Genomic DNA, 15,687 nt, shown 5'->3' on the forward strand with positions numbered 1-15,687 from the left:
AAGTAAATTTTTAGAGGCCCATGGACATGATAGCTGAAGAATTAATTAACCATATGATTCCTCCGTTGAAACTGAAAGATGATGCCCATAAGGCCATGCTTTGGATGGAGGAGTTACGATCAAATGAGTTGCCAGTTGTTGATAATGAGCTTTTCAAGGGTATCTTAACTGAAGATATGATCCTTGAGGTTAATGATGTTGACAAGTTGGTTGCTGATTTTGAATTGCTAAATGAAAGCTGTTCTGTTAATAAGAACACCCATTTTTATGATGTCTTAAAGGTGGCTGCTGAAAATTCTGCTAAAATGGTTGGTGTTCTTGATGATGAGCTTAAATATATTGGTGTAATATCTGTGCAAGACACAGTTACTGCTTTTGCTCAATCTGCGGCTGTTCAAATGCCCGGAAGTATATTGGTTTTGTCAATGTCTCAAATTGATTATTCTTTGGCAGAAATCAGTCGATTGATTGAAGAGAATAATGCGAAAATATTAAGTAGTAGTGTAAAAGAAGATGAACTTGATGGTTCAAAACTTAGAGTTACACTTAAGATCAACAAACTTGATTTAACTGCTATAATTGCCACCTTTGACAGATTTGGGTACAAGATAATTGCAAGGTTTCAAGAAACAAAAATTGAGGAAGGCCAAAAGGATCGACTTGATCTGCTTCTAAGGTACCTGGATATCTAGTTTTAATTATGAAAATCGGTATTCACGGTAAGCAATTTGGTTCCGAAACGTTGCAACTCATAAAGGACGTTTTAGCCATTCTTTCACAAAACAGCTCTCAAATTGTTGTTTCTGAGCACTTTCATAAGATTTTAAGCAAGCACAAATTAAATTCTGACAGCTTTAATGTTTACTCAAAAGGCGATGATATCAGTTCTTTAGATGCTCTCATTACCTTGGGTGGTGACGGAACATTGCTTGATGCTGTTACTCATGTAGGAAATAAAAATGTGCCGCTGTTAGGAATCAATACCGGTAGATTGGGCTTTTTGGCCACTACGTCTAAAGAAAACATTGAAGACTCACTTACCGAGCTTTTTGAGAAGAACTACAAGTTTGATGAGCGTTCCCTTATAGAGCTAAAAACAGATGACAAGTTGTTCAATGGTTACAATTTTGCCTTGAATGATTTTGCCATTCTTAAAAAGGATACATCATCTATGATCGTTGTTAACGCATTTATTGATGATGAATTTCTTAATGCTTATTGGGCAGATGGCTTAATTGTTTCTACACCTACGGGCTCTACAGGTTATAGCATTAGCTGTGGGGGGCCATTGGTTTTGCCGCATTCAGAGAATTTTGTTCTTACCCCAGTGAGTCCACATAATTTAACTGTCAGACCAATTATTGTTCCTGATAATTCTAAATTGTCATTTACCATTGAAGGTAGAAGCAAAAACTATCTGGTGTCTCTGGACAGCCGTATCACCACTGTTGATGATAGCGTAAAATTCAATGTTCAAAAGGCTGATTTTAAAATTAAATTGATCCAATTAAAGGATAACAATTATTTCAAAACATTGAGGCAAAAGCTCAATTGGGGCCTTGATGTAAGAAATTAATTTTATCTTTAGTTTTAATATGTTTAATTTTGATGTTTAATTCGAATTAAAGTTTGGTGTTATTGGCTTCATCATGAAATTCACAAAGAACATACTTATATTATTTTTTATTATTTTCCTTTTCGGAATCTCTGAAAGTGCATTTGCTCAGTTGAACAGAAAACAGATCAGGAAGAACAATAAAAGAATGTCTTCCTTTAAGGGAAAGAAGAACAATTTTTCTGCTGATAAGAAGTATAATTCGATAGGGATAACACTAAATGCGCTAAACTATTTTGGTGATTTATCACCAAAACCAGGAGCGTTAAGCACTGACATTAGTTTTACAAGGCCAGGATTTGGCATTGACTTCGCTCATAGATTTGGACCTAGATATACGCTCAAAGCATCGTTTTTATATGGAACTTTAAGAGGTGATGATTTTGACTCAGCAGACCCTGCTGATGCTAATGCAAGATACAGATATGTAAGAAACCTTCAATTTAGAAATAGAATCAAGGAACTAACAGTAGTCGCAGTTTTTGACTTGTTTAAGAATGAGGCTTCGTACATAAGTAGAGTCCAATTTACACCATATGCATACATTGGGTTGACGGCATTCCATCATAATCCCCAAGCTTATGTTGGAGAAGATAGTGGGTTGCCAGAAGCAGGAACATGGGTAGACCTAGAACCTTTGGGTACGGAAGGTCAATATTCAACTTTAGATGCTGCTGACGTAAATTCAGGAATTAAACCCTACAAGCAAATACAATTGGCCATCCCTTTTGGTATAGGTGGAAGATACAGGTTAAATCAGGTGTTTGATCTTTCTATAGAATTTGGAATTAGGTATACGTTTACCGATTATTTGGATGATGTTAGTCAGAATTATGTTGATCCGAGTAAATTAAATAGTGATTTGGCAAGATATCTCGCGGATAGAAGTGGAGAGGCAAATTCCGCAGAAAGTGGTAGTCCAAGAAATTTTGAGCTTATTAATGCGGCAGCAGGTGATAGGAATGGAGATGGGATTTATGATGGTTTTGGTAATGAAGGTCAGTATAATTATAGAGGAGGTAAAGACGATAATGATGTTTATTTCGTTACCACCATTAGAGTAGCGTATATTATTGGTGCTACCTTCACTAGAGCCAAGTTTAGATGATATTTAGTCAAAATAGAAACAACTTAGAAGGAAGGTCATTGTTTGGTTTTCCTTTTTTGCTTTTATTAATGTTCTTACAAATCACTTCTGCCTTTAGTCAAGAGACCGAGGTGGGTTTTGGAATTGGTGGATTTAAGTATATTGGAGATCTGTCCCGAGGTGTTAGTTTAAAGTCTATTCAGCCGGGAGCAACTGCATTTTTTAGAACAAACCTTAATAAGGAGGTTAGCTTTAGAGTAGGTTTAACTGCCGGAAAGCTAAGCGGTAGTGATGCTCAGACAACTATAGATGCATTTGGTGAATTGAGGGATGCCAGTTTTAATATATTCATATTTGAGGCTTCCACTGTCTTTGAGTACCACTTCTTAAACTGGCGACAAGAAAATTCCATAATTAGGTGGACCCCTTACCTTTTTGGAGGACTTGCAATATTTGGGGTTAGCGGCATGGGTGACAAGCCAGAAGAGTATTCCAACATTCAACCTTCAATACCCTTTGGGCTAGGATTTAAGTATGTGCTTAATCCAAAATGGTATATGGGTTTGGAGTTTGGAGCTAGGAAGACATTTTTTGATTATTTAGATAATGTTGGCCCTGGTGATATAGTTATTAAAGATTACCAATACGGTAACCGCTTTGATAATGATCATTATTTTTTCATTGGACTATCCATGACCTATTCGTTTTATACAATCCCTTGTCCTACGAGCCCATATAAGAAAAATTACAGACGATAGAAATTACTTTCTATGCCTTTTTTTACCTTAAAAAGGTTAATTTTGCACCCTTGTGAATATTGAAGATATACATATAGATTCTAACAACTTGCCTAAGCATATTGCCGTAATAATGGATGGCAATGGAAGATGGGCAAAAAGTAAAGGAGCGGCACGTATTTTTGGTCATAAAAATGCCATTAGTGCAGTCCGTGATGTTACTGAGGGTTGTGCAGAACTTGGAGTTCAATATTTAACATTATATGCGTTTTCAACTGAAAACTGGTCCCGACCACAGACGGAGGTTAAAGGACTTATGCAGTTGCTTGTGCATACTATAAAAAATGAGATAAAAACGCTGCAGAAGAACAATGTTAAACTCAATGCAATTGGTGAATTAAGTACTTTACCTAACAATTGTCAGAATGAGTTGCAGGAAGCAATGGATCAGACAAAGGCAAACACAGGGTTGACATTAACATTGGCACTGAGCTATAGCGGCAGATGGGAAATTGTTGATGCTGTAAAACGAATTGCGGCTGCTGCTGTGAAAAATGAAATTAAACCTGAGGAAATAGATAGCGATATTTTCCGTTCATTCCTCATGTCAAAAGATATTCCTGACCCAGAATTACTGATCAGGACAAGTGGTGAAATGCGTGTGAGTAACTTTTTGATGTGGCAACTCGCCTACACAGAAATTTACATTACACCAAAATTATGGCCTGACTTTAGAAAGGTTGATTTGCATCAAGCAATTGAATCTTATCAAAATAGAGAAAGAAGGTTTGGTAGAATTAGTGAACAAGTGAATTCTTGATTGATGAAAAAAGTATTGTTTTTGTTGGTATTGTGTCTATTCGTAATTGATGTTAATGGTCAGTTTAGAAGAAGAAATACTCAGGAAGAAGAACAGAGTGGGCTGAATTATTCTAACCCTCAACAATATGTTATAGCCGGAATAGAAGTTACCGGTTTGAAGGTATTGGATAAAAATGCACTTATATCCCTTTCTGGACTAAAAATAGGAGATGATGTCAATATTCCTGGTGATGAAATAAGCGGTGCAATTAAGAAACTTTGGAAGCATGGTTTAGTTGGTGATGTTTCTATCACAATTGATAAAATAGAAGATGAAAAAATCTATTTAAACATTGAGTTATCAGAGCGTCCTCGATTAACCGGTTTTACATTTGAAGGAGTTAAGAGAGCACAAGAATCGCAAATTAGAGAGGACTTAAATCTTATCAGAGGTAGAATTCTGTCTGACGCAATCATCAGAAACACTGAGATCACTGTAAAAAACCACTATATAGAGAAAGGCTTTTTAAACGCTGATGTGAAAATTGTTCAGCAGGAAGATACTTTGAATACAGATGGTGTGAAACTGAAGATTGTAGTTAATCCTAAGGCTAAGGTTAAAATCAATAAAATCCATTTTGTAGGAAACGAAAACATAAGTGATAATAAGCTAAAGTCTAAAATGAAATCAACTAATGAAAACATTAGAATTTCATTGTTCAGAAGAGCAGCTGAATTAGTATTCGGGTTTAAACCCAAGAAAGTTGTTGAGTTTTTTGACTCAACCTATGATGTTAGTGGTAAGGAATTAAAGGCTTTCATTAACGATAACGTTAAACTTAATTTTTTCAAGTCAACCAAGTTTGTGAAGTCAGAATATGAGACCGATAAATTAAGTGTTATAGATTTCTACAACTCCAAAGGTTATAGAGATGCTGAAATTGTTGTTGATTCGGTTTATGACTTCAACGAGCGTTATATCGACATAGCTTTAAAGGTTGATGAAGGAAGAAAATATTATTTCAGAGATATTACCTGGACGGGTAATTATGTACATAAGAGTGAGACCTTAGATAAAATTTTAGCAATCGAGAAAGGTGATGTTTACAATAAGGAGCTGATTGATAAAAAATTAACCTTTAACCCTAAAGGACCGGACATTAGTGGCCTTTACATGGATGATGGATACTTGTTCTTTAGAGTTCAACCTATTGAAGTGGCCGTTGAAGGGGATTCGATTGATGTTGAAATGAGAATCTATGAAGGAGAACAGGCAACAATCAAAAACGTGATTATATCTGGTAATGAAAGAACGCGTGATCATGTTATTAGAAGAGAACTTCAGACCATTCCTGGTGAGAAATTTAGTAGATCCGATATTATTAGAACGCAGCAGAGACTTTCTCAGCTAGGTTATTTTGATCCACAACAAATCAATCCTACTCCAATGCCAAATCCAGCAGACGGAACTGTGGATATTGAGTGGGAACTTGTTGAAAGATCAAATGACCAGATTGAACTATCAGGTGGTTGGGGTGGATCTTTTGGTTTTGTTGGAACATTGGGCCTTAGCTTAAACAATTTCTCTGTTAGAAATATGCTTAAAGGCAAGTTTACTCCGATACCTGTTGGGGACGGACAACGGTTATCAATTAGAGCTCAGGCAAACGGTCGTCAGTTCCAGAGTTATTCTCTATCATTTACAGAACCATGGTTAGGTGGACGAAAGCCTAATTCTTTCTCAATCAGTTTTAGTTATTCTGTTCAAAGATCAAGATTTGGAACTGATTCAGATGGTGATGGCGTAAATGATGTGTTCCCATCGTTCACATCTTATGATGCTTCTTTAAAGGTAAAAAGTATAACAGTTGGTTTAGGAAGAAGGTTAGAGTGGCCTGATAATTATTTTACCCTGACAAATTCATTCTCTTACTTAGTATATTCACTTGATAACTATTTGGGTGGAGGTCTTGGTTATGCCAATGGTAATTCAAACAGTTTTGTATTTAACTCTACATTATCAAGAAATAGTATTGATAGCCCGATGTATCCTACCAGAGGATCCTCAATTTCCTTAAGTGTAGCATTAACACCTCCATTCTCAGCTCTCAAAGAAGAAGATTTCTGGAAGTTGGACGGTGCCGAAATAGAAGATGCAAGAGCGGCTGTTGACAATGAGTTTATCATTGAAGGTCAACCTGCACTTAGTGAACGTTCACCCTCTGATTTTGAAAACAGGGTACAGGATGAGATTAGGGATAGAGAAAATGCTGAAAGATATAAGTTGCTAGAGTATCACAAGTGGATGTTTGACGCAAGTTATTATACTCCATTAGTTGGGAAACTTGTTTTAGAAACTAGAGCTCATTTCGGATTCATTGGTTCTTATTCTAAAAATTTGGGAATAGGTCCATTTGAAAGATTCAATCTTGGTGGAGATGGTTTGGCTGGTCAGAATTTCCTTCTTGGAAATGATGTGATAGGTCTGCGTGGATATGATAATAATGCCATTACTCCTCCAAATTTTGGACTCGGAGCTACGGCAGTTACCAATGGACAACTTAGAGGAGGTATTGCATATAACAAATTTGTTGCTGAATTGCGATATCCAGTAACTACTGGGCAGGCAGCTACAATCTATGGCTTTGTGTTTGCTGAAGGTGGAAACAACTGGGGCAATTTTGAGCAGTTTAATCCGTTTGATGTTTATCGATCTGCCGGGTTTGGAGCGAGAATATTTATGCCTGCATTTGGTCTAATTGGTATCAACTGGGGGTATGGATTTGATACCTTACCTGGAAGGACTGAGAAGAGTGGAGCACAGTTCCATTTCACCATTGGACAACAAATTAGATAACCATGAAAAAGCTTGTCATTTTATTTCTGGCATTATTTTCGTTTAGCATAGGCTATAGTCAAAAGTTCGGTTATGTAGATACTGATTATGTGCTAAGTAAAATGCCAGAGTATAAAGAAGCGCAAGCTGAAATAGATCAGCTTTCATTGGGCTGGCAAGAAGAAATTCAGGAAATGGCACGAAAAATCAAGTCTATGTACAGTGAACTTCAGGCTGAAGAGGTACTTTTGACCGCTGATATGAAAAAGGAGCGACTAGACGAGATCGCTACTAAAGAAACTGAGTTAAAGGAATATCAAAAAAAGATATTTGGTTTTGAAGGCCTGTTCTTTTTAAAGAAGAAGGAACTTATAAAACCAGTTCAGGATCAGGTGTTTGATGCGGTTGAACGCGTGTGCAAGGAGCAGAGGTTGGCAATAATGTTTGACAAATCAGGTGATTTGGTAATGATTTATACAGATCCGCGTCATGATTATACCGATTATGTTCTTGATGAGTTGGGTCTAGGGGATCCAAATGATGTTATTAAATAGTATTACAGATTATAAAATAAAGACGATGAAAAACAGATTGTTATTAGTTATGGTGGCCTTTTTATTCATAGGAGGCTTTGCGCAGGCACAAACTGCGATGAAAATTGGTTATGCTGATGTTGACTATATATTGAGTCAAATGCCAGAAGCAAAACAAGTTGAATCTGAGCTACAGGCTCACAACACTCAGTTACAAAACCAGTTGCAAGCAAAGTATCAGGAATATCAGCAAAAATTGCAGGCTTACCAGCAAGGTGCAGCAACTATGGTAGATGCTGTAAGAAGTGAAAAGGAAACGGAATTACAACAATTGGAGCAAAGAATCCAGAAGTTCCAGCAAGACGCACAGACTTCAATGCAGAAGAAGCAAGGAACCTTGATGGAACCTTTATATGCTAAAGTTGGAACAAATATTGAAGCTGTCGCCAAAGAAAATGGTTATACACACATTTTGAATGGCAATGTTGGTGGAATTGACGTTGTTCTTTACTCAGATGTAAAATTTGATATCTCTGACTTGGTGCTAAAGAAAATGGGAATTACTCCTCCAGCATCCAATTAAATATAAATAAGAAATTCAATCAAAAGGTCTTCCGTTAGGAAGGCCTTTTTTTGTTACTTTAAGTCTATGATTCAACCACCATCACTTAAATTCGGAGATAAGATCTGCATAGTCTCTCCATCAAGAACAATTCAGGAAACTCAAATTAAAGAGGCCATTGATATCTTTGAAGCCTGGGGATTGCAAGTTGATTTGGGCAGTCATGTATATGACCGTTTTGGATATTTTGCAGGAACAGATGAACAAAGGTTGAGTGATCTTCAAATTGCTATAAACAATCCTGATATAAAAGCAATCTTTTGCTCCAGAGGTGGTTATGGCATGTCCAGAATTTTGGATCTATTGAATTTTGATAACCTTCTAAATACCCCCAAATGGATTGTTGGGTTTAGTGACATAACAGCCTTACACATTCAGTTAAATAATATTGGTATACAAAGTATTCATGGTCTAATGCCTGTTCAGTTTGATTATATGGGTACTGAAGAATCGCTTGATTCACTAAAGGAGCTATTGTTTAATAATAAAGTAGAATATCAATTACCTGTTCATGCTGATAATATTTTAGGAGATGCTTCAGCAGAAATTATTGGTGGCAATTTGTCTTTGCTTACAGATTGTTTAGGAACAAAATCAGAGATTAGTACGAATGGAAAGATCCTGTTTGTAGAGGAAATTGATGAGTACCTTTATAAGATTGACAGAATGTTTAATCAACTTAAAAGAGCCAATAAGTTATCTAAACTTAAAGGCTTAATCGTTGGAGATTTTTCTCAGCAAAAAGATACCAATATTCCTTTTGGTCAAACATTAGAGCAGATAGTTTTGCATCATACATCTGAGTTTAATTACCCTGTTGCGTTCAATATACCAATTGGTCATGAACCACACAATTTGGCTGTGCCTTGCGGCAGAGTAATGAAATTAAATGTGAGTAAGTCAAAAGTAGAATTAATCGGCTGATCCATAGCCACCACCACCCGGTGTTTCAATAGTAAATTGATCTCCGTGTTGCACATTCACCTGATCAGCATAGTTTAAGTCAACTTTTGTAGCATTTTTTTTAACTACAAATTGCCTACCTGTTTTACCACTACCTCCTCCTTTAAGTCCGTATGGGCTTTCAGTTCTATGCTGGGTAAGAACTGTAAGGGTGAGGTTATCAAGAAATGTGAAAGTTCTTGAAATGCCATCTCCGCCTTTAAACTGCCCATTTCCGCCAGAGTTTTTTCTCACTGAGAAATTATCAAGTCTAATTGGGTAGCGGAATTCTAATATTTCGGGATCTGTAATTTTTGTATTGGTCATATGCTGGTGAATAGCATCATGACCATCGAAGTCTTGCCCCGCTCCGGTTCCACCACAGATGGTTTCATAATAGCCGAATTTAGAGTTGCCAAATAATAAATTATTCATTGTTCCCTGACTGCAGGCGGCTAGGTCTAAGCATTTTAATAGTGTATCGGTTAGACGCTGGCTTACTTCGGTATTGCCACCAACTACTGCAGGAAGTGCTGTTTTAGTGAAGTCTGGATTAAGTAGGCAAGTAGGTAAAATAATATTTACGTTCTGCATCAGTCCCTCATTTAAAGGAATATCATCATCAACAAGTAACCTCAATACATATAAAATCACGCTCTGAACTATTGAGCAATTGGCGTTTAAATTATTTTTATGAACTTCAGAGGTACCATTAAAATCAAAGGTGAGAATTTCATTCTCATGATTAATTCTAACCTTCAATTTTGAACCATCATCCAGGTATTCTTCCGCACTTTGGTTAACTATAGCCATTGATTTGAGCTTATGGGTCAGCAAGTTGCTGGCATTAACTTTCAACGCTGACATTTGAGTTTTTACAACTTCAAACCCATGGGCTGAGCACAAATTTTTAATTCCTTCAATACCGCAATTAATAGAAGCTAAGGCACCATACAGATCAGCAATATTTTCTTGTAATGATCGGGTTGGGTAATCAGCATTTTGAAACAGGTTTTCAATTGCTTGAAAATTGCTTGCCCCTTCTTTAATCAATAATGTGGGTTCTATTATTACCCCTTCTTCCTTTAGATTCGTGGCATCAGTTGGCATAGAGCCTGGAGTTTTTCCACCTATTTCTGCATGATGAGCTCGGTTGGCAACATAACCAACGAGCTGATTATCAAAATATATTGGACTAATTAGTGTTACATCCGGCAAGTGCGAGCCGCCATAAGCAGGATGATTAGTAATGGCAACATCGCCATTATTGAGCGGAATTTTTGATACCACCTCCCTAACACAGACGCCTAAACTACCCAAATGAACGGGTATGTGAGGAGCATTAACTATTAATTCACCATTTGCATCTAAAAGGGCACAAGAAAAGTCTAAACGTTCCTTTACATTAACCGAAAAGGAAGTTCTTTCAAGTATAGCTCCCATTTGCTCAACAACAGCTGCAAAACGATTTTGATATAGTGCCAATTCAGCTGCAGCCGAAAAACTTTGATTCTCTGTCCTTGTTTGAGATTGACGTTGAATTATGGCATTTTCATTATTATCTAAATTGAAAGTCCAATTGTTTTTAAGAGAGACCGTGCAATTTTGACTTGAAATGACAGCAGGTCCTATAATTTTTGCCCCTGTTTTTAATTGTTCCCATTCAAAGACAGGAACTTCTTGATAAGAATCCTCAATTAGTCCATTTTGAGTTGATTGATGTGCAGGAGAATATTGTGAAGCAAGCTGATGAGAGGACGTGTCTTTTCCCCTGACAACTGAGGCAACTAATTTTATAGATTCTATTTCTATTGATCTATTGTAAATCCACTGACCATAAAGGCTGATATAGGCTTGTTTAAAGTTTTTGACAACCTGTTCAATATTTTCGAACTCTACTTCGATTGTGGTTTCTTGACCTTTTAATCTTAGGTGGCAAAATCTGTGTTTAAGAGTGACTAGCTGTCTGTCAAAGCCTTGGCTGATAAATCGCTGGCATGCGTTTTCTTTTAAATCTATAAATGCTGTTTCTATGTTGAATTTGAATAGTTCAAATTCCTCAAGAACCTGTTGTTGTTCAATTATATCAATATCAGCTACACCTATTCCGTATGCACTCAATAGTCCAGCATCATAGGGAATGATTACTTTTTTAATATTCAGTGTCTCGGCTAGATCGCAGGCATGTTGACCACCAGCGCCACCAAATGAGACTAAAGCCATTGCACTTATATTGTAACCCTTCTTCATGGATACTTTTCTAATAGCCTCAGCCATCTTCTCATTCGCTATTTTAAGGAAGGAATTTATAAGCTGTGTAACGGTGGTTTTTGTTTTGGAATGTTCGTTAATCTTATCCAGTAAAAGTTGAAGCACTTCCTCTGATTTTGATCTGTCTAGAGGAATTGAGAAATTGTGTTCAGAGATTCTTCCTGCAAGCAGGTTAATATCCGTTATTGTCAACGGGCCATTGTTTCCATAGCAAGCCGGGCCAGGATGTGCTCCAGCGCTATGCGGACCTACTGTTAGCATTCCATTTTCATAGCTGCAAATTGACCCACCACCTGCCGCAATTGTTGAAATATCTATAGCAGGACTTTGTATGGTGGCATCCCCAACTTTTGTCTCATATACATAATTTACCCCATTTTTATAGACAGCCACATCTGTACTTGTGCCACCCATGTCAAAAGTCACTATCTCATTAACATCTGACTTATTGGCAATATCGGCAGCTCCGATAATACCACCAGCAGGGCCACTAAGTAGACAGTCTTTGGGATAAAAATTATTACTTGGGATTACCGCTCCACCACTGGACATCACCCTGAGATTAGATTGGGCTAATTTCAATGCTATTCCATTGATATATTTAGACATAATAGGGTCTAAATATGCATTAACAATAGCTGTTTCTGCTCTTGGAAGTATTTTGATTGCCGATGAAAGCTCTGAAGAACAACTGATGTTTTTTATTCCACTTTTTGACAAGAATTTGCTCAATTCTAATTCATGGCTGTTGTTTTTATAGCTATTGAGCAAGGCAATGGCTACTGAATAGTTCTCCTTGATTAAGCCATTAATCTGCTCCTTAAGTGAATCTAAATTCAATGGTTGAAGTACTGTTCCATCACTAGCTATTCGCTCGTCTATTTCTATGACTTGCTCATAAAGCTCAGGAGGCGTTTGTATGTTAAGTTCGAAGATGTTTGGGCGCTGTTGCGTTCCAATTTTAACCAAATCTTTAAAGCCTTTGGTAACAAGGAAAGCCACTTTGGCTCCTTTTCGTTCTAATAGAGCGTTAGTGCCTTTGGTTGTTCCAAGTCTTAGGTCGATTGAAGGAAGACTGTCTTTTAACCTAGTTTTGGTAGCTAACCTGCATGCCAGAACTGGGACTTCTTCATTTGCAGTTATCTCAAAATCGTAAGTGTGATCTGCATTTAGAGTTTGTTCGAACCTACTTTGAAGAGTGATAAGTCTCTTGTCAAAATCTATTGATTCAACTTGCTGAGAAGAGTTATTATTTAAAATATTGAACTGATATCCATTAAATATGTCGGTGTCAATGGGCCAGTTAAACTCAACTCTAAATTGAGCTTTAGAAACTTGTTTGACTACTCTACCCTTAAGCACACCATTGCTAAGTATCTTTAATCTTTTCTTCTCATTGTTTGGAGTAAAGGCTATGCAATCTGTAAAAGTGCCTCCAGTATCTATCCAAATCTGCCACATATCGATTTTTTTTGAAAGATACCAACGTGTCGTAATTTAAACTATGATAAATCCCTAATTTAGAGATATATCGATCATTTTATGAAAACAATTAGTCAACTATTAAGAGCACTTCCATGGCTAATAGCAATAGCGGCACTGCTTTGGGTTTACATACAAAAAGATGATGTTAAAGAGGAGCAGGTTATCTACAATCATCAGACTTTAGTTCAAGAAATTGAAGATTTGGGCAAGCTGGAATTGGTCAAATATAATTTCAAAGAGATTACTGAGGTGAAGAAAATAAGCAAAGAGTACTTGAGGTTTTTTAAGCTTGGGCCTGATAGCAAAATAGCGATTATTAGTGTAGGTGAGGCTACTGGCTGTATTGATCTGACCAAGATAAAAGCAAAGGATGTGCAGCAAAGCAATGATACCATTTTTATCAATCTGCCGAAGCCAGAGTTGTGCTATTACAAGCTTGATATGGAAAAATCAAAAATCTATTCTTTGGAGACTAACCCTATGATAGATAAAAAGGAGTTTATTCAAGATGCTTATAAAAGTGCAGAAAGTGAAATAAGAGAAGCTGCCTTAAATTCTGGCATTTTGGAAAGAACCAGAGATAATGCAGAGCTTATTTTAAAACCTATGCTTGAAAAAATAAGTGGTAAAGTGGTAATAATCACTGAACGACCTGAATCCGTAAAAGTTGATGGGCTAAATCAGTAGTCCAGTTTTAGTAAGGCGTAGAGCCCTAAAAGGATAAAAATAATAGCCGGTATTAACTGAGCTAGTCCTTTTGAGGATATTTTAAGTTTTATTCGTTTACCTAAAAAGGTAAAGAGTGCCAATAGTGTAAATGTACCAATTGAGACTCCTGTAGCATAAACCAGTTTATCTCCCCAGTTAGTTATTTTAAGCCAGTGCTGATTTTTTAAATATGCCGTAATCCCAATCCAGAATGGGATAGCCAACGGATTTAGAATGCTGATGATCAAGCCCTTTCTAAACCCACTCGATTGAAGTTTTTCAAAGGTTTTATTTTTGGTAGGTCTAAAATATACTTTAAGATTAACTGCACCTAGAGTTAGCATTACTACTGCAGAGATCAATCTTATGTTGTTCATTATCACAGGCGTAGAGGTCAGCCAATCTTCAAACTCGATTGCAATAATTACATAAGGATATTCTATTAAAGCAGCGGCAAGCGCAAAGCGTAGAGCAGCGGCCATTCTACCTTCAACAGAAAGCTGAATAATACTTATATTAATAGAACCTGGAGGAATCGATCCTAGAAAGCTGAATATGAATGCTATTGCAAAAATTATCATAATTTGCCCTCTGATGAGATTTTCTTATATGTGGCTAGACCTTCTTTAAAGGATAAATATGGCACTCCTAGTTTATGATTAGCGACACTTATTTTAAACAATACCTTCCAATGATGAAAGATTGCCTTATATGCACTCCATAATGAACTGCCGGGATGATAAATGTGTGCTGGTTCTGATCCCGCGCCATTTAACTCCATGATTTTTATTTTGCCATCATAAAGATCATCAACAGATTGTACTTTGATATCAAATCTTCCAAAATAGAAGCCTTTGAGTTGTTTACTAATTTGATCAAAGGCATCAATAAGTTTTTGATTGATTAAATGATTTCCGCTTAAAAATTTAGTGCCCCTTGAGTGGTTTCCGATGGCCACTAGTTCCATCTTCTGGTCTTGCTCTAAGATATTATTTAGCTGATTCTGATATCTGACTTTTAAAGTATTCCATTGCAATTTTGCTCTATCATTAGCTAAAATAAGCTCTTCAATAGATGATTTTCCATTACCCACCAGTGTAAGCATTTCCTTAATTACAACGGAGCTAACTATACCTTTAGACTCACTAGGGTAGCGATAATAGAAAACACCCATCTCCATAGGCTCAGTTAGAAATTCCTGAATTATATAATCAACAGCAATATTTTGGTTATATACCTCTAACTCTTTGTCACTCTTTATTTTCTCTACTTTCCAACCTCTCTCTCCAACATCAGGCTTGCATATAATGGGGTATTTTTTGAATGACTCTTGAACTTGTAGAGCGACTTCTTTTATTGGAGCATCCTTTTTGATGTATATGGTTTTGGGAATTAGGGAGTCATCAATTTCATCTAAAATTTTAATTTTTGATTCTCCAAGCATACCACCGTTTTCAATACCTGGATTTGAAGCAGTAAAGTAAAATAAAGATCTGGCCCTTAAAGACAGCCATAACCAATAGATAAAGACAGGCCAATAAACAGCAAGAAAAGGCCAGTATTCCCAACTTCTGAACCTGATGAGAAAGTTACTTCTCCAAATTCTATCAAAAAGGCTCATTATTCAACAGCTTATCAAGCCGAAGGTGTCTGTTGCTGGTATTTTATAGTTGAAACAGCCACCCCAAAATGACTTGGTACTGAGATATAACTGGCGATTTCTTTTAAGCCAATTTTAATAATGGCCATGTGATGTATTGCATGTTCAATATTATAGGCTAATTCTCTTGAAAGGCTTGTCTTTATTTTGGTCAAAATGTCATCTGAAAAGCTATAGTTAACTTCAAGTATCAGCTCGGTATCAGCTTCAGATTTATCCAAAAATGAATTGATATCATCAATTACAGTTAGGGCAAGGTCTCTATCAGATTCTATTAATTTATCGTGATCACGCTTATCATAGTTGACAACTCCATTTTCACAATTATGCATTAGGCAAGTGAAAAATTCCAGAGTGTGCCTGATATGTTGACCAATTGTTGAGTTGTTG

At 36.6% G+C, this 15,687-nt stretch carries 14 protein-coding genes; 10 read left to right on the forward strand and 4 right to left on the reverse strand.

Annotated elements, in window-relative coordinates; all coding sequences use genetic code 11:
* The first annotated feature begins 26 nt into the window (after positions 1 to 26).
* The 9 genes from E1140_RS17460 to E1140_RS17505 all read left to right on the forward strand — a co-directional run bounded on the left by E1140_RS17460 (position 27) and on the right by E1140_RS17505 (position 9,155).
* Positions 27 to 692 carry a CBS domain-containing protein gene (locus E1140_RS17460; protein ID WP_185153656.1) on the forward strand — a complete coding sequence of 222 codons (666 nt, stop codon included), beginning with the start codon at positions 27 to 29 and terminating at the stop codon, positions 690 to 692.
* Between the two features lie 8 nt (positions 693 to 700).
* Positions 701 to 1,576: an NAD kinase gene (locus E1140_RS17465; protein ID WP_155186958.1), complete on the forward strand. Its 876-nt coding sequence runs from the start codon at positions 701 to 703 to the stop codon at positions 1,574 to 1,576.
* 73 nt (positions 1,577 to 1,649) lie between these two features.
* A complete protein-coding gene (locus E1140_RS17470) occupies positions 1,650 to 2,723 on the forward strand; it encodes a DUF6089 family protein (RefSeq protein ID WP_155186961.1) in 1,074 nt (357 codons plus the stop codon).
* Positions 2,720 to 3,460, forward strand: a complete 741-nt coding sequence (gene porG / locus E1140_RS17475; protein WP_155186964.1) for a type IX secretion system protein PorG — start codon at positions 2,720 to 2,722, stop codon at positions 3,458 to 3,460. Before E1140_RS17470 ends, porG begins: the two co-directional genes overlap by 4 nt.
* Before the next feature lie 112 nt (positions 3,461 to 3,572).
* A complete protein-coding gene (gene uppS, locus E1140_RS17480) occupies positions 3,573 to 4,259 on the forward strand; it encodes an undecaprenyl pyrophosphate synthase (protein WP_155187003.1) in 687 nt (228 codons plus the stop codon).
* 3 nt (positions 4,260 to 4,262) lie between these two features.
* Complete coding sequence (locus E1140_RS17485; RefSeq protein ID WP_246203000.1) at positions 4,263 to 7,097, forward strand: BamA/OMP85 family outer membrane protein; 2,835 nt, start codon at positions 4,263 to 4,265, stop codon at positions 7,095 to 7,097.
* A gap of 2 nt (positions 7,098 to 7,099) precedes the next feature.
* Positions 7,100 to 7,630 (forward strand): OmpH/Skp family outer membrane protein, encoded by a 531-nt coding sequence (locus tag E1140_RS17495; protein WP_155186967.1) that lies wholly within the window; start codon positions 7,100 to 7,102, stop codon positions 7,628 to 7,630.
* Positions 7,631 to 7,655: 25 nt separating this feature from the next.
* Positions 7,656 to 8,192 (forward strand): OmpH/Skp family outer membrane protein, encoded by a 537-nt coding sequence (locus E1140_RS17500; RefSeq protein WP_155186970.1) that lies wholly within the window; start codon positions 7,656 to 7,658, stop codon positions 8,190 to 8,192.
* A gap of 66 nt (positions 8,193 to 8,258) precedes the next feature.
* Positions 8,259 to 9,155, forward strand: a complete 897-nt coding sequence (locus E1140_RS17505) for a S66 peptidase family protein (RefSeq protein WP_155186973.1) — start codon at positions 8,259 to 8,261, stop codon at positions 9,153 to 9,155.
* Here E1140_RS17505 and E1140_RS17510 read toward each other — a convergent pair.
* A complete protein-coding gene (locus tag E1140_RS17510) occupies positions 9,144 to 12,905 on the reverse strand; it encodes a hydantoinase B/oxoprolinase family protein (protein ID WP_155186976.1) in 3,762 nt (1,253 codons plus the stop codon). The genes E1140_RS17505 and E1140_RS17510 overlap by 12 nt on opposite strands.
* Positions 12,906 to 12,986: 81 nt before the next feature.
* Between E1140_RS17510 and E1140_RS17515 the strand changes: the two genes are divergently transcribed.
* The gene (locus tag E1140_RS17515; protein ID WP_155186979.1) at positions 12,987 to 13,616 is read left to right on the forward strand and encodes a DUF4230 domain-containing protein; all 630 of its coding nucleotides are present in this window, start codon (positions 12,987 to 12,989) and stop codon (positions 13,614 to 13,616) included.
* Here the strand turns inward: E1140_RS17515 and E1140_RS17520 are convergent.
* The 3 genes from E1140_RS17520 to E1140_RS17530 all read right to left on the reverse strand — a co-directional run.
* Positions 13,610 to 14,218 carry a LysE family transporter gene (locus E1140_RS17520; protein WP_155186982.1) on the reverse strand — a complete coding sequence of 203 codons (609 nt, stop codon included), beginning with the start codon at positions 14,216 to 14,218 and terminating at the stop codon, positions 13,610 to 13,612. The two genes, E1140_RS17515 and E1140_RS17520, sit on opposite strands and share 7 nt — an antisense overlap.
* Positions 14,215 to 15,258, reverse strand: coding sequence for an ATP-grasp domain-containing protein (locus tag E1140_RS17525; protein ID WP_155186985.1), 1,044 nt, complete (start codon positions 15,256 to 15,258; stop codon positions 14,215 to 14,217). The genes E1140_RS17520 and E1140_RS17525 overlap by 4 nt, the downstream gene beginning before the upstream one ends.
* 14 nt (positions 15,259 to 15,272) lie before the next feature.
* Positions 15,273 to 15,687 (reverse strand): DinB family protein (locus E1140_RS17530; protein WP_221412715.1); only part of this gene is annotated, 415 nt, incomplete at its 5' end.

Source organism: Fulvivirga lutimaris, from assembly GCF_009711525.1.
Taxonomy (GTDB): domain Bacteria; phylum Bacteroidota; class Bacteroidia; order Cytophagales; family Cyclobacteriaceae; genus Fulvivirga; species Fulvivirga lutimaris.